This is a genomic window from Actinomadura sp. 9N407, assembly GCF_044326315.1.
Classification (GTDB): Bacteria; Actinomycetota; Actinomycetes; order Streptosporangiales; family Streptosporangiaceae; genus Spirillospora.
This window is the reverse complement of record NZ_JBIRAW010000020.1, coordinates 137,639-154,713: the sequence shown is the minus strand read 5'-3', so window position 1 is coordinate 154,713 and position 17,075 is coordinate 137,639. Positions and strand designations below refer to the sequence as shown.

The window sequence follows — 17,075 nt, the reverse complement described above, 5'->3', positions numbered from 1 at the left end:
ACAGCGGTGACATCCGGCGGGCGCCCCGGCGGCTTCGCGGCGGCCCTCCAGGCGACCGTCAGCGATCCAGCAGCCGTACCGCGACCGCCTTCTCCTGCGTGTACTCGCGCAGCGCCGCATACCCGCCGCCCGCGCTGAAGCCGCTGTCCCCCTGCATGTTGAACGGGAACCCGATCACTCCGGCGTCATGGAACTGGTTCACCGCGACCTGCCCGGAGCGCACCAGCTTCGCGACCCGCAGAGCCCGCGACACGTCGTCGGTCCACACGCACGCCAGCAGGCCGAAGTCGGTGTCGTTCATCATCTCGACGGTCTGCGCGGTGCCGGTGAAGCCCTGGACCGCCAGGACCGGGCCGAACACCTCCTCCCGTACGACCCGCATACCCGGCTCCACCCGGTCCAGTACGGTCGGCGCCACGAACCAGCCGCCGGGCGGGACCTCGGCGCCGAGGCCTCCGGTGACCACGCGCGCCCCGTCCCCAGGCGCCTCCTCCAGGAAGCCGAGCACGCGCTTGTACTGGGCCTCGCTGACGATCGGCCCCATGTCGAGGTCCTGGTCCCAGGTCCCCATCCGTACGGCGCGCATGCCGTCCGCGACCCGTTCCACCACCTCGGCACGGATCGACTCCTCGACCAGCAGCCGCGCGCCCGCGTAGCAGTTCTGGCCGGCGTTCTCGGTGATGGAGCCGACGATCGCGGGAATCGCCACGTCCAGGTCCGCGTCCGCGAACACCACGTTGGGCGATTTGCCGCCCAGCTCCAGCTTGACCGGCACCAGGTTGCCGGCGGCGGCGCGCATCACCGCGCGGCCGGTCGCCGTCGAGCCGACGAAGCTGATGTGGTCGACGCCGGGATGCGAGGTGAGCGCGACGCCCGCCTCCGTACCGAGACCGGTCACCACGTTCAGGACTCCGGGCGGGAACCCGGCCTCCCTGGCCAGTTCGGCCAGCGCCATCGGCGCGAGCGGGGCGATCTCGGACGGCTTGAGCACGACGGTGTTGCCCGCCGCGAGCGCGGGCGCGACGTTGGCCGCGGTCAGGACCATCGGCACGTTCCAAGGGATCGCGACCGCGCAGACCCCGTACGGCTCCGGGATCGTGAAGCCGAGGTAGTCAGGTGTACGGGTCGGCAGCGTGACCCCGGTGAGCTTGTCGGCGGCACCGGCGAAGTACTCGATGATGCCGTGCGCGATGAACACGTTCGTCCGCCCGCCCGACAGCGGCTTGCCGACGTCCTGCGCCTCGCAGCGGGCCAGCTCCTCGATCCGCTCCATGATGAGCGCGGCCCACCGGCCCAGCAGGGCACCGCGTTCGGCGGGCGAGGTCGCCGCCCATCCGGGGAAGGCGCGCCGGGCCGCCGCCACCGCGTCGTCGACGTCCCGCTCACCGCCGCGCGCGACCTGCTGGACGACCTGCCCCGTCGCGGGATCGAGAACGTCGATCCCGCCCTTGTCGCGGGTGGAATGCCACTGACCGTCGATGAGCTGCCGGGCGACCGGAATACCAAGTGGGGACATGGCGAAATCCTTGACCCCGATTATCCCGCATGTCAAGATGCCGTATCTTTCTGTGAAATGTGTTGGGGAGTCCGCATGCGCGTCACCGCCGCCGTCCTGGAGACCCCGGGCAAGCCCTTGGCACTGCGCGAGGTGGAGCTCGGCCCGCCGCGTCCGGACGAGGTCCTGGTACGGATGAGCAGCGTCGGCATCTGCGCCACCGACCTTGAATTCGCCACCTTCTTCGAGGCCCCCGCCGTCCTCGGCCACGAGGGCGCGGGCATCGTCGAGGCGGTCGGCGACCAGGTCTCCTCGGTGTCCCCCGGCGACCACGTGGCGATGACGTTCACCTCCTGTGGCCTCTGCCGCCCCTGCCTCACCGGCTCCCCCGCGTACTGCCTGCGGTTCGACGCGCTCAACTTCACCGGACGCCGGCCGGACGGGTCCTCGGCGGTCTCGCTGGGCGGCACCGAGATCAACGCGCACTTCCTCGGGCAGTCGGCGTTCGCCGACCACGTGATCGCGCCCGCCCGCGCCGTCGTGCCGATCGGCAAGGAGGCCGACCTGACCCTGGCCGGCCCGTTCGGCTGCGGGTTCCAGACCGGCGCCGGCGGCGTGCTCAACGTGCTGCGCCCCTCGCCCGGCTCGTCGCTGGCGGTGTTCGGAGCCGGCGCGGTCGGGGTCGCCTCGGTGCTGGCGGCCGTGCTCAGCGGCTGCTCGGTCATCGCGGCCGTGGACGTCAACCCGGAACGGCTGGCCACGGCCCGCTCGCTCGGCGCCACGCACGGCGTCGGCGGCGGCGACGGCACGGCCGAAGAGCTCCGCTCGATCGCCCCCGACGGCTTCGACTTCGTCCTGGACACCACCGGCCGCGCGGACGTGCTCCGTACCGCCGTGGAGGCCCTCGCCCCGCTGGGCCACTGCGGCGTGATCGGTGTCGGCCCGAGCCCCGAGATGACCTTCGACTGGCGCAGTGTCCTCAACGGCCGCACCATCACCGGCATCATCGGCGGCGGCGCGATGCCCCAGGTCTTCATGCCCGAACTGCTGGCACTGCAGGCCGCAGGCCGGTTCCCGGTGGACCGGATCGTCACGCGCTTCCCGTTCGAGCGGATCGGCGAGGCGGCCGAGGCCGCCCGCACCGGAACGGTCGGCAAGGCCGTCCTGACCTTCTGACCTCTCGCTCCCAGTGGCGCGGCTGGGCAACACCGCGCGAATTCCATGCGCATCTGGAGTCAGCGCCCATGACGCAGCAGCCCTTTTCTCATCAGACGTTCGACCACCACTCGGCCGAGTGCACGGCCGACCCGGTCGCCTACTACGCCTCGTACCGCGAGAGCTGTCCGGTGGGCCGCACCGAAGCGCACGGCGGCTTCGTCTATACGACCCGGTACGCCGACGTGAGCCGGATCGCCCGCGACGACGACACCTTCTCCTCTTCGCGCGAGGCGACCGGCGTGGACGCGGTCTCGATCGTCATCCCGAGCGGCCCCGGCCTGGCCCAGTACCCGATCGAGCTCGACCCGCCGGACGCCACCGGCTACCGCGACCTCATCAACCCGCTGCTGACCCCGGCGGCGGTCGACCGGCTGCGGCCGATGATCGCCCGGCACGCCGCCCGCGCCGTCGACGCGTTCATCGAGCACGGCTCGGCCGACTTCGTCCGCGACCTGACCAACCCGGTGCCCGCCGCCGTCACCCTGGACTGGCTGGGCTTTCCCGAAGCGGACTGGGCGCCGCTCGCCGGCCCGATCCACGACATCTTCGCCGCCCCCGCCGGCAGCGAGCGGGCCCGGCGCGGCGCCGAGGGCCTGGCGTACATGGAGCAGCGCATCCGCGAGCTGATCCGGGCCCGCCGCGCAGAACCCGCCGCCGACGCGGTCAGCGCGCTGGTCACCGCGCGTGGCGCGGACGGCGAGCCGTTCGGTGAGGACGAGCTGGTCTCGGTCATCGGGCTGCTCATCGCGGGCGGCGTCGACACCACCACCTCCCTCACCGGCTCGGTGCTGGTCCACCTCAGCCGGAACCCCGACCAGCGGCGCCGCCTCATCGAGTCGCCCGACCTGCTGGAACGCGCGACCGAGGAGTTCCTGCGGGCGTTCGCGCCCTCGCAGTCCATGGCCCGTACGGCGCGTACCGGCACCGAGGTCGGCGGCTGCCCCGTACGTGCCGGGGAGCGCGTGCTGATCCCGTGGGTGGCCGCCAACCACGACCCCGCCGTGTTCCCCGAGCCCGAGCGGGTCAGGCTCGACCGCGACGCGTCCCGGCACCTGAGCTTCGGCATCGGCTCGCACCGCTGCGCGGGCGCCCATCTGGCCCGCGCCATGTTCCGCGAGATGATCACGCAGGTGCTGACCCGGCTGCCGGACTTCCAGGTCGTGGAGGACGGCCTCGTCGGCTACCCGTCCAGCGGCAACCAGAAGGGCTGGGACGCGATCCCGGCCACCTTCACCCCAGGACCGCGCGCCTCCTCGGACCGGATCACGGCCGCTCCCTCCAACGCCGCGTACGAGATGACCGTGACCGGCGCCGAGCCCGCGGCCGACGGCGTGCTCGCCCTGACGATGGCGCCGGCCGACGGCGAGGTCCCCGATTGGGAGCCAGGCGCGCATCTGGAGGTGCGGCTGCCGTCCGGACGAGTGCGCCAGTACTCGCTGTGCGGCGACCCCCGCGACCGCTCGCGCTACCGGGTGGCGGTGCTCCGCGAGCCGGACGGCCGGGGCGGCTCCGAGGAACTGCACGCGCTGGTCCGTACCGGCATCACCCTCGGTGTACGCGGGCCGCGCAACCACTTCCCCTTGGTGGACGCCGAGGACTACCTCTTCCTGGCGGGCGGCATCGGCGTCACGCCCATCCTGGCGATGGTGCGCGCGGTGTCCCGGCGCGGAGCGGGCTTCCGCGTCCTGTACGGCGGCCGTACCCGTGCCTCGATGGCGTTCCGGGACGAACTGGCCGCCCTGGCCGGCGACCGGCTCCAGCTCATGCCGCAGGACGAAGCGGGCGTTCCCGACCTGCGCGCCGTCCTGGCGGCCACCGGGCCGGACACCGCGATCTACTGCTGCGGGCCCACCGGGATGATCGCGGCGGCCGAGCGCGCCTGCGACGAACTCGGCATCCGGGCGCGGCTGCACGTCGAGCGCTTCACCGGCGACGACTCGCTGGAGGTCGCGTTCGACCCGGCGCTGAACACCGCGTTCGACGTCCATCTCGCCCGTACGGGCCGTACGCTGCGCGTCCCCGCCGACCGGCGGATCATCGAGGTCGTCAGGGAGGCGCTGCCCGGCCTGTCGTACGACTGCGAGAAGGGCTACTGCGGTGCCTGCGAGACCCGCGTGCTCGGCGGCGAGCCCGAGCACCGCGACTCGCTGCTCACCGAGGAGGAGCGCGCCGCCGGACGGACCATGATGATCTGCGTCGGCCGCTGCTCCTCGTCCCGCCTGGTACTCGATCTCTGACGGCAATACGAGACACCATCTCGCAATGCAGGACCGTTACCGCGAGTTAACGCTCGCGGAACGGTCCCGCCCCACCGCCTGGCGAGCATGCGGCCATGCTCCAGCCGAAACAGGGCCGCATCGACGGCACGCACTACCTCCCGACCACGCCCGAGACCTGCCTGTGGGGCCGGCTCCCCAACCGGGACCGCCCCCCGGTGCTGCGGGTGGCCTCCGGCGACACCGTCACCATCGACACGCTCAGCCACGAGGGCATCCTGGAGGACCAGGGCCGCGACCCGGCCGCCTACCTGGCCGGCTTCGGCGTGCCCGCCGACCGGGTCCTCGCCGACGCCCGCGATCTCGCCGCGTCCGGCGTCCGGCACGACTTCGACACCGACGGCCCGCACGTGGTCACCGGCCCCATCGAGGTCGCGGGCGCCGAACCCGGCGACGTGCTGCGGGTCGAGACGCTCGGCCTCCTGGTGCGAGCGCCGTACGGCTTCATCAGCAGCAGGCACGGGTACGGCGCCCTGCCCGGCGAGTTCCCCGAGACCGAGCCCGACACCGGCCCGGCGACGGTCGGCGGAACCCGCGCGTACAACAGCGTGTGCGAGTTCACCGAGGTCATCGAGGAGGCCGGGCGCCTGCACGGGATCCTCCCGTACGGGGACGGGCGCGCCGCACGCTTCCCGCTCGCCCCGTTCCTCGGGCTGATGGGCGTCGCCACCGACACCCCCGACACCCTCCACTCGGTCCCGCCCGGCAGTTTCGGCGGGAACCTCGACATCAACGAACTCCAGGTCGGCTCGTCGCTCTACCTGCCCGTCCAGGTGCCCGGCGCCTCGTTCTACGCCGGAGACCCGCACTACGCCCAGGGGGACGGGGAGGTCGCGCTCACCGCCCTGGAGGCACCCCTCCGCGCGACCGTACGGCTCACCGTGATCCCCCACGCGGAGGCCACCACGCTGCTCGGCGTGCTCGGCGAGCCGTTCGCCGAGACCGCCACCCACTGGCTGCCGGTCGGCTTGCACGAGGACCTCGACGAGGCCCTGCGGCGCGCCGTACGGGCGGCGGTCGGCTTCCTGTCCCGCACCCAGGGGATGCCCCGGCACACCGCCCTGGCCTATCTCAGCGCCGCCGCCGACTTCGAGATCAGCCAGGTGGTCGACCAGATCAAGGGCGTCCACTGCCTGATCCGCAAGACCGACTTCCGTTGACTCGTGGCGTGTTCGCCCTTCCAGAGCCGCGCAGAGGCGAACACGCCACGAGTCAACCGGGGGGCACGTCGCCGGAACGGTGCGCGTCCGGCTCGTCCAGGACCGGGTGCTCCACCAGTGCCAGGACCCTTGTGGCCATGAAGCGGGCCGTGCGGACCGTCGTGCCCGTACGGGTCACCTCGCTGACCTCCACCACCCCGCGCCGGTTGCCGATCTCGACCCGGCGCCCGGCGCGGGTCGCGGCCACCTCGTAGGTCTTGGTCGCCGACCCGCCGACATCGACCACGATCTCGACCCAGTCGCCCTTCATCCGGCTTCCCTTCCGCATTCGAACAGATGTTCGATATATACCCGGAAAGCGGTCGGCGCAACCCTCGGCGGGCCGCCGAAAGCGCAGGTCAGTCGCCGTCGATCGCGGGTCAGCCGGCCAGCAGCTGGACGATCGCCGCCACACCCACGACCACGATCACGCCGCGCAGCACCAGCGGCGGGATCCGCCGTCCCACCTTGGCGCCCAGCAGCCCGCCGATCGTCGAGCCGACGGCGATCAGCAGCACCACCCACCAGTCGATCACCGTGTCGGAGAGCAGCCACATCGCGATGAACAGCAGCGCGGCGGTGCCGTTGACGACCGCCGCCATCGCGTTCTTGGCCCCGTTCAGGCGCTGCAGATCGTCGTCGAGCGCGAGCCCCAGGATCGCGATCAGCACGATGCCCTGCGCGGCCCCGAAGTAGCCGCCGTACACGCCCGTGGCCAGCACGCCCAGCCACAGCGCCGGGCCGCCGTCCGGCCGGTGCCGCTCCATCCCTTCCCGGCGGGCCTGCAACCACCCCTGGAGCCTGGGCTGCACGACCACCAGCACCAGCGCGATCATGATGAGGCCGGGCACGATGATGTCGAACGCCTCGGGCGGCAGGCTCAGCAGCAGCAGCCCGCCCGCCAGCGCGCCGATCAGCGAGGCGCTGCCCAGCCGCAGCAGCCGGCCGCGCTGGCCCTTCAGCTCCCGGCGGTACCCGTACGCGCCGCTGAGGTTGCCCGACACCAGGCCGACGTTGTTGGAGACGTTGGCGACGACCGGCGGGTACCCCAAAGCCAGCAAGGTCGGGAACGTGATCAGGGAGCCGGAGCCCACGATGGCGTTGATGCCACCGGCGGCGACCCCGGCGGCCAGCACCGCGATCGCATCGAGCACGTTCAAGGCTCACCCACCCAGCTTCCACAAGTTCGCAATGGCTCACGATCGTAGGGAAGCCGCAGATCAGGAACCGCGCCGGGGTGCCTGGAACGGTCCCGTACCGGCGCATCGACGACGCCCGGGACGTGCGCGGCAGGTGGCGGGACGCCGATCAGGGGTGAGGGAGAACGGGATCAGCGGGGGTCGGCGGCCCGGGCGTACCAGCGGCCGTTCTGGCGCTCGACGGTGAGCGCGAGGCCGAAGCAGCGGCCCAGGTGCTCCGGCGTGAAGACCTCGTCCACCTTGCCCTGCGCGACCACCTCGCCGCGGCGCAGCAGCAGCGCGTGGGTGAAGCCGTCGGGGACCTCCTCCACATGGTGCGTGACCAGCACCATCGTGGGCGCGCCCGGGTCGTCGGCCAGCCGCGCCAGCCGGGCGACCAGGTCCTCGCGGCCGCCCAGGTCGAGCCCGGCGGCGGGCTCGTCCAGCAGCAGCAACTCGGGGTCGGGCATCAGGGCGCGGGCGATCTGGACGCGCTTGCGCTCGCCCTCCGACAGCGTGTCGAACCGCCGCCGGATCAGGTCGGCGCAGCCCAGCGCCTCCAGCAGCCCCACGGCCCGGCTGACGTCGGTGGAGTCGTACTCCTCGTGCCAGCGGCCCAGGATCGCGTACGAGGCGGTCAGCACCAGGTCGATGACCGTCTCACCGGCCGGGACCTTCTCGGCCACGGCCGCGCTGGCGATGCCGATCCGGGGACGCAGCTCGAACACGTCGGTGCGGCCCAGTTCCTCGCCGAGGACCTCGGTCGACCCCAGGGTCGGGTACAGCAGGGTGGCGGCGACCTGGAGGAGCGTCGTCTTGCCCGCGCCGTTCGGGCCGACGACCACCCAGCGCTCGTTCTCGTTCACGGTCCACGTGATCCCGCGCAGCAGATCCGCGCCGTCCCGTTTGACCCCCACCTCGCGGAGCTGCAGTACCTCGCCGGCCATCGCTCGCCTTTGTCCCCAATCTCGCCTTGCCTGGTGATCCATCCTCAGGAAAGAACCTATGCGATGTCGAGCACTTATGGTGGTCTGCATGTGCGCAGGGGTTCGACAGGGTGACACGGGCAACGACGCGGGTGACGCGGCGACCGCCGTTGTCGCTTGGGGTAATGCGTGGCTGACCGGACACGTCGGCCTGGACGAGGCGGTCGACGCGGTCGAGAAGCTCGCCGGCCCGCAGATCGTGAGCGCCGCCGCCGTACCGCCCGACGGCGCCGGCGGCGACCGGCTGGACGAGGTCACGCTCCGCCGCCGGCTCGGCGAGCTGCGGGTGGAGGGGATGACCGGGCTGCGGCTGGCGCTGCCCGCGCCGGGCGATCCGCTCGGCCTCACCGGGCCGCCGGGCTTCAACCGGGCCGCCCTGGACGCCGAGGCCGCCGTCATCGCCGTGCTGCCCGACCGCGCGGTCGGGCTCGTGCCGGGCGAGGACCGCCGCGGCTCGTCCTATGTGGGCGTGCGCTGGCGGTCGTACGACGCCGCCGCCACCGCCCCCGACGTGCCCACGCTCCCGGACGCCGACCGGCAGCTCATGCTCACCATGCGGGACGCGACCGAGGCCCTGCTCACCGTGGACGACGTGGCCGGCGTACCGCCCGAGATCGTCGACACCCTGAACGACCTGCGCGATCCCGACCGCGGCGACCATCCGCTGGCGCCCGGCTACCCGCAGCGCGCGCACCGGGTCGCCGCCCTGGCCGGACGGCTCGCGCTCGTGGTGGAGCTGGCCGGGCGGCTGGACGGCCACGGCCTCAACGCCGACCAGATGCGCCGCCGTGACGAGGCGCTCCGGCTGCTCGACCGCGCCGTACGGCGCGCCCGGGTGGCCGCCTGCAACAGCGCCTTCGACCCCGTTCCCTGAGGACGCGCTAGGGCCGGGAACGCGAAACGAGGCGCCCTCCCACCCTGTGCGGTGAGTGGACGCCCCGTTCTCGAACGCCGGTGGCCGTGCCCTTACCGGGCGCGAACGACGAGGGTGTTGCAGATCTTGTCGGCGAAGGTCTGCTTGCGCTCGTCCCACAGCGGCCAGAGAAAGCCGACGTAGCAGGCGAAGCTGTCGGCCGCGTGGCAGATCTTGCGCAGGAACGCCATACCGAAGCCGATCGGCTGCCCGGTCTGGGCACCGACGAGGCGGATGCCCATCTGGCGCTTGCCGATCGTCTGGCCGGTCGTGCCCTCCTGGTAGACCAGCCAGATGAGGCCGGCCAGGGACAGCAGCCAGCCGACGGCCATCAGCAGGAGGCCGATGGCGCTGGCGCCACCGCTGCCCGAGCTGAAGAGCACCAGCGTGATCACGTAGATCAGCATCAGCGGACCGGCGATGATCAGCGAGTCGATCAGGTAGCCGCCGACGCGGGAGCCCCACTCGGCGAGCTGGCCGCCGCCCTGAGCCCCGTAGTGGTGGTGATGGACGTCCTGCTGCTGCCCGTAGCCGGCCTGCGGCTGCTGACCGTACCCGGGCTGCTGCTGTCCGTAGCCCGGCTGGGCCTGCGGCTGCTGGCCGTACCCCGGCTGCTGCGCCGGAGGCTGACCGTAGCCCGGCTGGGGCTGCTGGGGCTGCTGCCCGTAGCCCGGCTGTGCCGGGGGCTGCTGACCGTACCCGGGCTGGGCCGGCTGCTGGCCGTAGCCAGGCTGCGCCGGGGGCTGCTGGCCGTACCCGGGCTGCTGCCCGTAGCCCGGCTGCTGCTGCCCGTACGGGTCGTAGGGGTTACCCACACTTGCTCCTTATTGATTGACCCTTGTGGTGTATGTGACGCCCGCCGGACCCGGGGGGCTCCGCAAGTTTGGCCGACGATCAGTTCGCCTTCAAACTCGCAGCACCCCGAGTCGGACAAGCTGCCACAACTCCGACCCCAAGAGGGCGGTGCCGAACACCCATGCGCGAGCGTTCGGCTGGAGTGCCCGCCACCGATCTCCCAGTCCCAGCGGAGCGAGCGCGAGGGCGATCGCGCCGGCGAAGGCCACCGGGTTCGCGAGTACGGCCCGGACCGGCCGGCCCGATCCCATCTCGATGAACACGGTGGTGCCCCCGCACAGGGGGCAAGGGATCCCGGTGACCGCCCTCAGGGGGCAGAGCACGCCGGGGTCGTTGATGCGATGGATCCATGCCGCACCGATGGCCGCCGTGGCCATCGCAGCGACGCGCAGCACCACGCCCACAGGGCCGTGCCGCGCGGCGGTGAGGGTCCGGTCGATAAGCTCGCCGAGCGCACCCCGTGGTGCACCGGCGGCCGTCGCCCCGGGCACTCCCCCCACGAATCCTCCGCCTCGATGACTGTTTCGAGTGACCCGTATATCGGGTCCACCCCGAGGTGGGTCAAGTCCAGGCGACCATCTGCGATCGGACCGTGACCTAGGGCTCGATCAACTCCACCTCAGTGGCCCAGGGTAGGACAAAACACCAGCTGGCGGTGACGTCTTTATCGTGAACGGGACGGAACGTTCGAGCATGGCGCCTTCGCTCGGCGTGTCGCACGTCGGCCGGGGCGGGGCGGCTCGGCCGGCGCAGGGCGTCGCGGTACGGCGCGTGGCACGGCGGTCCGGCACCGTACGCGCAGGGTGTCGCGGTACGGGACGGTGGCGTCAGGCCTGGGCCTGGGCCGCGGCGCCGACCGTGATCGGAGGCTCGTGCTCGCCGACCTGCTCGGCCTCGAGGACGTCCGCGATGACCCCGGTGATGTTGTCGGGGCCGCCGCCGTCGCGGGCCAGCTCGATCAGCCGCTGGACCGCGCGGTGCGGATCCGGCTCGGCCGACAGCACCTCGTAGATCGTCTGCGCGTCCACCACGCCGCTCAGCCCGTCCGAGCAGAGCAGGTAGCGGTCGCCCGGACGGCCCTCGCGAAGGCGCAGATCGGGCTCGCGGTCCTCGCGGCCGTCCAGGACCCGGTACAGGACGTGCGACAGCCGGGAGATCTCGGCCGGGTCGGCGGTACCGCCCGACTGCTCGGCCTCCTCGCTGAGCAACTGGTCCATCGTGTGGTCCTTGGTGATCTGGAAGAGCTCACCGTCCCGCAGCAGATAGCCGCGGGAGTCGCCGATGTGCGCCACCGCCACCGAGGCACCGGACCAGAGCATGGCGGTGAGCGTGGTGCCCATCCGGCTCAGGTCGGGCCGCTCCTCACGCACGATGCGGAGCTTCTCGTTGGCTTCGGCGACCGCACGGCCGAGCGTCTCGACAAGATCATTGGGAGGAGTGTCGGTGTCCAATGGGCGCAGCGAGCCGATGACCGTGGAGCTGGCCACCTCGCCGCCCGCGTACCCGCCCATTCCGTCGGCGACCGCGATCAACCGCGCACCGGCATAACCGGAGTCCTCGTTGTTCTCACGGTTGCATCCGATGTCACTGCCTGCTGCGTATCTGATTGCTACGTTCATACCGATTTCGATGACGATCCTGTCAGAGGAGTTGTATCACTCGCCGGCCAGTCCATGGCGGACGGCGTACAACGCCGCCTGCGTCCGATCCTGCACTCCCAGTTTCATGAGCAGATTACTGACGTGGGTCTTGACCGTCTTCTCGGAGACCGACAGCGCACGGGCGATCTCCCGGTTGGACCTGCCCCGCGCGATCTGCACCAGTACCTCCCTCTCCCGTTCGGTCAGCGGACCCCGTTCGGTCAGTGAAGCCGGACCGCGGTCGTCGATGCCCGATCCCGTTCGTACCATCGCCTCGGCGGCGTCCGGAGCGAACAGGACATGCCCATCATGGACGGCCCTGATCGCCTGGACGAGCGCCTGCGGAGCGACGTCCTTATAGAGATACCCGGCCGCGCCCGCCTGCACCGCCGGCAGCACGTGCCCCCGTTCCGTGACGCTGGTCAGGACGAGCACCCGTGCCGCCACCCCTCGAGCCCGCAACTCCGTCAGCGCGGCCAAGCCGTCGGCGCCCGGCATCTTGAGGTCCATCAGCACGATATCGGGCTTGAGCGATTCGGCCAGCGACACGGCCGACAGACCGTCCGCCGCCTCACCGACGACCTCGATGTCGTCCTGCACGCCCAGGAAGGTGCGCAGCCCCTGCCGGACCACCGGATGGTCGTCGGCGATCAGCACCCTGATCACCGCACCCTCCTCGGCCGTACGTACTTGAACCGCCCCAGCATGCCTCACAACGGCACCTCCAGCCGTACGACCGTGCCGATTCCCGGGGACGCGTCGACGGTGAACGCGGCGCCGGCCGCCTCCGCCCGGTCCCGCATCGAGGCCAGGCCCAGCCCGCCGCCGTTCTGCTCGGCGCTCTGGGCCACCGCCGCCGGGTCGAATCCGGAGCCGTCGTCGGCCACCTCCAGCACGGCGTGCCCGTCCGTGGCGAGGAGACGGACTTCCACGCCGCCGGCCTTGGCATGCCGCAGCGCGTTGTGCAGTGCCTCCTGCGCGATCCGGAAGAGCACCGCCTCCTGCTGCTCACCGAGCACCACGTCCGCCGCCGCATGGTCGGCGGTGAAGCGCACGTCGGTCTCGTACGCGCGGTCCAGGACCTCCACGTGCTTGCGCAGCGAGGCGACCAGCCCGTCCGCGAGGTCGGCCGGGCGCAGCTCGAAGATCACGGCGCGCAGCTCGGCCAGCGCCTCGGCCGCGAGCCGTTCCACCTGCTCGAGTTCCTGGACGGTACGGGCCGGGTCGCGCTCGGCGAGGGCCGCGGCGGCGCGGGCGGTCAGCCGCAGCGAGAAGAGCTTCTGCGCGACGGCGTCGTGCAGCTCGCGGGCCAGCCGGTTGCGCTCGGCGACGACGGTCAGCTCGCGATTGTCCTCGTACAGCCGGGCGTTGGTCATCGCGATGGCGGCGTGCGCGGCGAAGAGCGTGAGCAGTTCCTCGTCGTGCTCGGTGAAACCGCGCGGCTCCCCCTCGCGGCGGTTCCCGCCGGCCTGGCCGCGCTTGCCCGCCTGGCCGCGCTTGTTCGCGAGGAAGATGATCCCGAGCACGTCCGAGCCGTCCCGGATCGGTACGCCGAGGAAGTCCTTGAGCACCGGATGCGCCACCGGCCAGCCCTCGAACTCGGGCTCGCGGCGGATGTCGTCCAGCCGCTTGGGCACGTTGCCGCGCAGCATCGCGGCCAGCATGCCGTGCTGGCGGGGGAGCGGGCCGATCGCCTCCCACTCCTCGTCCGAGACGCCCTCGACGACGAACTCGGCGAACGAGCCCTCGTCGTCCGGTACGCCGAGGGCGGCGTAGCGGGCGTCCAGCAGCTGCGCCGCCGCCCGCACGATCACCTGGAGGACCTCGTGCACGGACAGGTGGCGGGTCACGGCGAGCACGGCGGAACTCACGGCGTGCAGCGCGGCCCCGGCCTCGCCGGGCGCGCGGGAGCCCGTGGAGGCCTCCGCTTCGGCGCCGTTCCCGTGCTCAGTTCCCATACCGGTCCATCCGCCTCATCCTGGGCGTGTCGCGCCCTTCATGGAAAACGTACTCCCTGGACGCGTTCTGCCGACTCCGCCGTGCGGCGTACCTACGCACCGGCCGGCACTCCTCCCCGGGCACGGCCGGGGACGTGCGGGTAATTCTGCCGGATTACCGGCGCGATGCAGGACCTAGGACCATCGGCCGAGCCGCCCGGGACCGCATGCCCGATGCCGTCGCGGAGCGCGGTTCCTAGCGTCGAGATCATGACGAACCCAAGGAGAACGGCGCTCATCACCGGAGCCTCCCGGGGGCTCGGCCGCGCCCTCGCCCATGTGCTCGCCCGGGACGACTGGCGGCTGATCATCGACGCGCGCGGCGCCCCGGCGCTGGCGGCGGTGGCCGACGAGCTGCGGGCCGCCCAGGTCACCGCGCTCGCGGGCGACGTCGCCGATCCCGCTCACCGCACGGCCCTCGCGGACGCCGTACGGGAAGCGGGCGGGCTCGACCTGCTGGTCAACAACGCGAGCGTCCTCGGTACGACACCGCTGCCCCGGCTCGCCGACCAGCCGCTGCCCGACCTGGAACGGGCGTTCAGGATCAACACGCTGGCCCCGCTGGCCCTGATCCAGACGCTGCTGCCCGAGCTGCGCGTACGGAGCGGCGCGATCCTCAACATCACCTCCGACGCCGCCGTCGAGGGGTACGAGACGTGGGGCGGCTACGGGGCGACCAAGGCCGCGCTGGAGCAACTCTCCAACGTCCTGGCCGCGGAGGAGCCCGCGATCTCGGTCTGGTGGGTGGATCCGGGCGAGATGCGTACCGAGATGCTCCGCGACGCGGGCGAGGACGCCGGCGCGGCACCGCCGCCCGAAGAGGCCGCCGCCGCGCTGTACCGGCTCATCACCGACCCGCTTCCCAGCGGCCGCCACCGGGCCGGCGACCTGGCGAGCGCGAGATGACCACGATCGAGGCCCTCGATACGGCGGCCCCCGCGAAGGAGCCGGGTCTCCTCGGGCCCGGGCATCGGGGCGCCACCCTCGGCATCGTGCTGGTCGTCACGCTGATGAGCTTCGAGGCGATGGCGGTCGGCACCGTGATGCCGGTGATCGCCGCCGATCTGGACGGGATGGCCCTGTACGCGTGGGGCTTCAGCGCCACCCTGATCGCCGGGCTTCCGGCCACCGTGCTCGGCGGCGGCTGGGCGGACCGCTCCGGACCGGCCCGTCCGCTACTGGCCGGGCCGGCCACGTTCGTCACCGGTCTGGCGATCGCCGGGGCCGCGCCGACGATGGCGATCTTCGTGGCGGGCCGGGCCGTCCAGGGCGTCGGCACCGGTATCGCGATGGTCGGTACGTACGTGCTGATCGCCCGCGTCTACCCGGAACGGCTGCGGCCCCGGGTGTTCGCCGCGCTGTCTGCCGCCTGGGTGCTGCCGTCGCTGATCGGCCCGGCCCTCGGCGGCCTGGCGGCCGAGCGGCTGGGCTGGCGGTGGGTGTTCCTGGGCCTGATCCCGCTGGTGATCCCGCCCACGCTGATGCTGGTCCCGGCTATGCGCGGCCTGCGCGGGGGCGCGCCGTCCGGTGGCGCGCTCGCGGGCAAGGCCCGCTACCTCGCGGCGATCGTCGCCGCCGCCGGAGCCGCCGCGCTGTTGTACGGGCTGGACCACACCGGCTGGGCGCTGCTCCCGGTCGCCGTCGCGGGACTGGCCGGCCTGGTCGCCGGGCTGCCCCGCCTGCTGCCGCCTGGAACGCTCCGGATGCGCCAGGGCCTGCCCAGCGTGGTGCTGGCCAGAGGGCTCCTGGCGGGCGCGTTCTTCGGCATGGACGTCTTCATCCCGCTGACCCTCGTCTCGCTGCACGGCTTCAGCCCCACGCAGGCGGGCATGGTCCTCACCGTCGCGGCGCTCGGCTGGTCGGCCGCCTCGCAGTACCAGGGCCGGTCCCGGCGCCCGCAGGCGTTCTTCGTACGGCTCGGCGCCGTCCTGGTCACCGCCGGGATCGCGGGGACCGTCCTCGCCCTGCAGACGTCCGGCTGGGCCGCCGCCATCACCTGGATCATCGGCGGCGCCGGCATGGGCTTCGCGGTCGGCAGCCTCAGCGTCCTGCTGCTGCGACTGTCGCCCGAGGAGGAGCAGGGCACCAACTCCTCCGCCCTCCAGATCGCCGACACGCTCGGCTCGTCCCTGGTGGTCGGCATCGCGGGCGCGCTCGTCACCGCCTTCGGCACCGGCCGCCTCGCCCTCGGCCTCGGCGTCGCCGGGATCCTCTTCGTCGCGATCGCGGCCATCGGCATCATCGCGGCCCTCCGCGTACAGGCCACCCTGAACGGGGCCCCCTCATGACCGAACTCGTCGACTTCACCCTCCCGAAAGCACTCGAAGCCCACGAACCCCGGGAAGCGCACTGCGGCCGTACACGCGACGACATACGGCTCCTTGTAGGGCGTCGAGGTAGTGGGGAAGTGAGCCACCACGCCTTCCGGGGCCTGCCAGACCTTCTGCGTCCGGGGGACCTGCTCGTCGTCAACACCTCGGCGACGCTGCCCGCCGCCGTACGGCTGGACCGGATCGCGGTGCACTTCTCCACCCCTCTCCCCGGAGAGGACGACGGGTTGTGGCTCGTGGAACTGCGCCGCCGTACGGGCAAGTCGAGCGTTCCCTACGGCGGGGGCTCGCCCAACGAATGGATCCCGATGCCTGGACGGGCCAACCTCACCCTCGTACGGCGCCAGACCGACCGCCTATGGGCCGCACGGCTCAGTACGAGCGTCGTTCCGTACCTGCGCCGCTATGGGACGCCCATCCGGTACGGCTACGTACCCCGTGAATGGCCTACCGCCGCCTACCAGACCGTGTTCGCCCATGACCGGGAGACCGGAAGCGCTGAAATGCCCAGCGCGGCCCGGCCGTTCACCACGGAACTGGTGACCCGGTTGGTCTCCAGGGGAGTTCTCATAGCGCCGCTCACACTGCACACAGGCGTCGCCTCCCCGGAGGCACACGAGCCCCCGTACGCGGAGCGGTTCGAAGTCCCTGAATCAACGGCCGCGCTCGTTCAACACGTACGTTCCAGCGGCACTGGACGGGTCATCGCGGTTGGAACCACCGCCGTACGGGCCCTGGAGACAGCCGTGGACGCCAACGGACGCGTACAGGCCGCCAAAGGCTGGACCGAGCACATCGTCACCCCTGAAGGAGGCGTACGAGCCGTCGACGGCCTGCTCACCGGCCTGCACGAGCCCAAGTCCTCGCATCTGATGATGCTCACCGCCATCGCGGGACACACTCTCCTCAGGGCCACGTACGAGGCAGCCCTGGCCGAGCACTACCTTTGGCACGAATTCGGAGACACGAATCTTCTCTTGCCCTAGGG

The 17,075-nt window shown here is 72.1% G+C and carries 16 protein-coding genes; 7 read left to right on the top strand and 9 right to left on the bottom strand.

Going from position 1 to position 17,075, the window contains the following annotated elements:
• Nucleotides 1–58 precede the first annotated feature (58 nt).
• Nucleotides 59–1,516: an aldehyde dehydrogenase family protein gene (locus tag ACH34Q_RS28650; protein WP_395986179.1), complete on the bottom strand. Its 1,458-nt coding sequence runs from the start codon at nucleotides 1,514–1,516 to the stop codon at nucleotides 59–61.
• 75 nt (nucleotides 1,517–1,591) lie between these two features.
• Here ACH34Q_RS28650 and ACH34Q_RS28645 point away from each other — a divergent pair, with 75 nt between their 5' ends.
• The 3 genes from ACH34Q_RS28645 (at nucleotide 1,592) to ACH34Q_RS28635 (ending at nucleotide 6,149) form a co-directional block, all read left to right on the top strand.
• Complete coding sequence (locus ACH34Q_RS28645; protein ID WP_395986178.1) at nucleotides 1,592–2,671, top strand: NAD(P)-dependent alcohol dehydrogenase; 1,080 nt, start codon at nucleotides 1,592–1,594, stop codon at nucleotides 2,669–2,671.
• A gap of 68 nt (nucleotides 2,672–2,739) precedes the next feature.
• On the top strand, nucleotides 2,740–4,950 hold the full coding sequence (locus tag ACH34Q_RS28640; protein WP_395986177.1) for a cytochrome P450: 2,211 nt from the start codon (nucleotides 2,740–2,742) through the stop codon (nucleotides 4,948–4,950).
• A gap of 95 nt (nucleotides 4,951–5,045) precedes the next feature.
• Complete coding sequence (locus ACH34Q_RS28635) at nucleotides 5,046–6,149, top strand: acetamidase/formamidase family protein (RefSeq protein ID WP_395986176.1); 1,104 nt, start codon at nucleotides 5,046–5,048, stop codon at nucleotides 6,147–6,149.
• Nucleotides 6,150–6,201: 52 nt separating this feature from the next.
• Here ACH34Q_RS28635 and ACH34Q_RS28630 read toward each other — a convergent pair whose 3' ends face one another.
• From ACH34Q_RS28630 to ACH34Q_RS28620, 3 genes are all read right to left on the bottom strand, one after another.
• On the bottom strand, nucleotides 6,202–6,477 hold the full coding sequence (locus tag ACH34Q_RS28630) for a hypothetical protein (protein ID WP_395986175.1): 276 nt from the start codon (nucleotides 6,475–6,477) through the stop codon (nucleotides 6,202–6,204).
• 91 nt (nucleotides 6,478–6,568) lie between these two features.
• Nucleotides 6,569–7,348: a sulfite exporter TauE/SafE family protein gene (locus ACH34Q_RS28625; RefSeq protein ID WP_395986174.1), complete on the bottom strand. Its 780-nt coding sequence runs from the start codon at nucleotides 7,346–7,348 to the stop codon at nucleotides 6,569–6,571.
• A gap of 170 nt (nucleotides 7,349–7,518) precedes the next feature.
• A complete protein-coding gene (locus ACH34Q_RS28620) occupies nucleotides 7,519–8,313 on the bottom strand; it encodes an ABC transporter ATP-binding protein (protein WP_395986173.1) in 795 nt (264 codons plus the stop codon).
• An 88-nt stretch (nucleotides 8,314–8,401) separates the two neighbouring features.
• Between ACH34Q_RS28620 and ACH34Q_RS28615 the strand changes: the two genes are divergently transcribed.
• On the top strand, nucleotides 8,402–9,226 hold the full coding sequence (locus tag ACH34Q_RS28615; protein ID WP_395986172.1) for a hypothetical protein: 825 nt from the start codon (nucleotides 8,402–8,404) through the stop codon (nucleotides 9,224–9,226).
• A gap of 92 nt (nucleotides 9,227–9,318) precedes the next feature.
• Here the strand turns inward: ACH34Q_RS28615 and ACH34Q_RS28610 are convergent, their stop codons facing one another.
• From ACH34Q_RS28610 to ACH34Q_RS28590, 5 genes are all read right to left on the bottom strand, one after another.
• On the bottom strand, nucleotides 9,319–10,080 hold the full coding sequence (locus tag ACH34Q_RS28610) for an RDD family protein (protein WP_395986171.1): 762 nt from the start codon (nucleotides 10,078–10,080) through the stop codon (nucleotides 9,319–9,321).
• A 90-nt stretch (nucleotides 10,081–10,170) separates the two neighbouring features.
• Nucleotides 10,171–10,611: a DUF2752 domain-containing protein gene (locus ACH34Q_RS28605; protein WP_395986170.1), complete on the bottom strand. Its 441-nt coding sequence runs from the start codon at nucleotides 10,609–10,611 to the stop codon at nucleotides 10,171–10,173.
• A 336-nt stretch (nucleotides 10,612–10,947) separates the two neighbouring features.
• A complete protein-coding gene (locus tag ACH34Q_RS28600; RefSeq protein ID WP_395986169.1) occupies nucleotides 10,948–11,739 on the bottom strand; it encodes a PP2C family protein-serine/threonine phosphatase in 792 nt (263 codons plus the stop codon).
• Between the two features lie 36 nt (nucleotides 11,740–11,775).
• Complete coding sequence (locus tag ACH34Q_RS28595) at nucleotides 11,776–12,426, bottom strand: response regulator (protein WP_395986168.1); 651 nt, start codon at nucleotides 12,424–12,426, stop codon at nucleotides 11,776–11,778.
• Nucleotides 12,427–12,470: 44 nt separating this feature from the next.
• Nucleotides 12,471–13,718 carry a GAF domain-containing sensor histidine kinase gene (locus tag ACH34Q_RS28590; protein WP_395986167.1) on the bottom strand — a complete coding sequence of 416 codons (1,248 nt, stop codon included), beginning with the start codon at nucleotides 13,716–13,718 and terminating at the stop codon, nucleotides 12,471–12,473.
• Between the two features lie 249 nt (nucleotides 13,719–13,967).
• On the opposite strand from ACH34Q_RS28590, the gene ACH34Q_RS28585 reads away from it, so the two are divergent.
• From ACH34Q_RS28585 to ACH34Q_RS28575, 3 genes are read left to right on the top strand one after another with little or no spacing between them, the layout of a single operon-like run.
• Nucleotides 13,968–14,663, top strand: coding sequence for an SDR family NAD(P)-dependent oxidoreductase (locus tag ACH34Q_RS28585; protein WP_395986166.1), 696 nt, complete (start codon nucleotides 13,968–13,970; stop codon nucleotides 14,661–14,663).
• Nucleotides 14,660–16,045, top strand: coding sequence for an MFS transporter (locus ACH34Q_RS28580; RefSeq protein WP_395986165.1), 1,386 nt, complete (start codon nucleotides 14,660–14,662; stop codon nucleotides 16,043–16,045). The genes ACH34Q_RS28585 and ACH34Q_RS28580 overlap by 4 nt, the downstream gene beginning before the upstream one ends.
• On the top strand, nucleotides 16,042–17,073 hold the full coding sequence (locus ACH34Q_RS28575; protein WP_395986164.1) for an S-adenosylmethionine:tRNA ribosyltransferase-isomerase: 1,032 nt from the start codon (nucleotides 16,042–16,044) through the stop codon (nucleotides 17,071–17,073). Before ACH34Q_RS28580 ends, ACH34Q_RS28575 begins: the two co-directional genes overlap by 4 nt.
• Nucleotides 17,074–17,075 lie beyond the last annotated feature (2 nt).

What these genes read in the sequence shown, in the direction of transcription:
- ACH34Q_RS28650 (WP_395986179.1), bottom strand. Translation starts at nt 1,516, where the DNA reads ATGTCCCCACTTGGTATTCCGGTCGCCCGGCAGCTCATCGACGGTCAG.
- ACH34Q_RS28645 (WP_395986178.1), top strand. Translation starts at nt 1,592, where the DNA reads ATGCGCGTCACCGCCGCCGTCCTGGAGACCCCGGGCAAGCCCTTGGCA.
- ACH34Q_RS28640 (WP_395986177.1), top strand. Translation starts at nt 2,740, where the DNA reads ATGACGCAGCAGCCCTTTTCTCATCAGACGTTCGACCACCACTCGGCC.
- ACH34Q_RS28635 (WP_395986176.1), top strand. Translation starts at nt 5,046, where the DNA reads ATGCTCCAGCCGAAACAGGGCCGCATCGACGGCACGCACTACCTCCCG.
- ACH34Q_RS28630 (WP_395986175.1), bottom strand. Translation starts at nt 6,477, where the DNA reads ATGCGGAAGGGAAGCCGGATGAAGGGCGACTGGGTCGAGATCGTGGTC.
- ACH34Q_RS28620 (WP_395986173.1), bottom strand. Translation starts at nt 8,313, where the DNA reads ATGGCCGGCGAGGTACTGCAGCTCCGCGAGGTGGGGGTCAAACGGGAC.
- ACH34Q_RS28615 (WP_395986172.1), top strand. Translation starts at nt 8,402, where the DNA reads ATGTGCGCAGGGGTTCGACAGGGTGACACGGGCAACGACGCGGGTGAC.
- ACH34Q_RS28600 (WP_395986169.1), bottom strand. Translation starts at nt 11,739, where the DNA reads ATGAACGTAGCAATCAGATACGCAGCAGGCAGTGACATCGGATGCAAC.
- ACH34Q_RS28590 (WP_395986167.1), bottom strand. Translation starts at nt 13,718, where the DNA reads ATGGGAACTGAGCACGGGAACGGCGCCGAAGCGGAGGCCTCCACGGGC.
- ACH34Q_RS28585 (WP_395986166.1), top strand. Translation starts at nt 13,968, where the DNA reads ATGACGAACCCAAGGAGAACGGCGCTCATCACCGGAGCCTCCCGGGGG.
- ACH34Q_RS28580 (WP_395986165.1), top strand. Translation starts at nt 14,660, where the DNA reads ATGACCACGATCGAGGCCCTCGATACGGCGGCCCCCGCGAAGGAGCCG.
- ACH34Q_RS28575 (WP_395986164.1), top strand. Translation starts at nt 16,042, where the DNA reads ATGACCGAACTCGTCGACTTCACCCTCCCGAAAGCACTCGAAGCCCAC.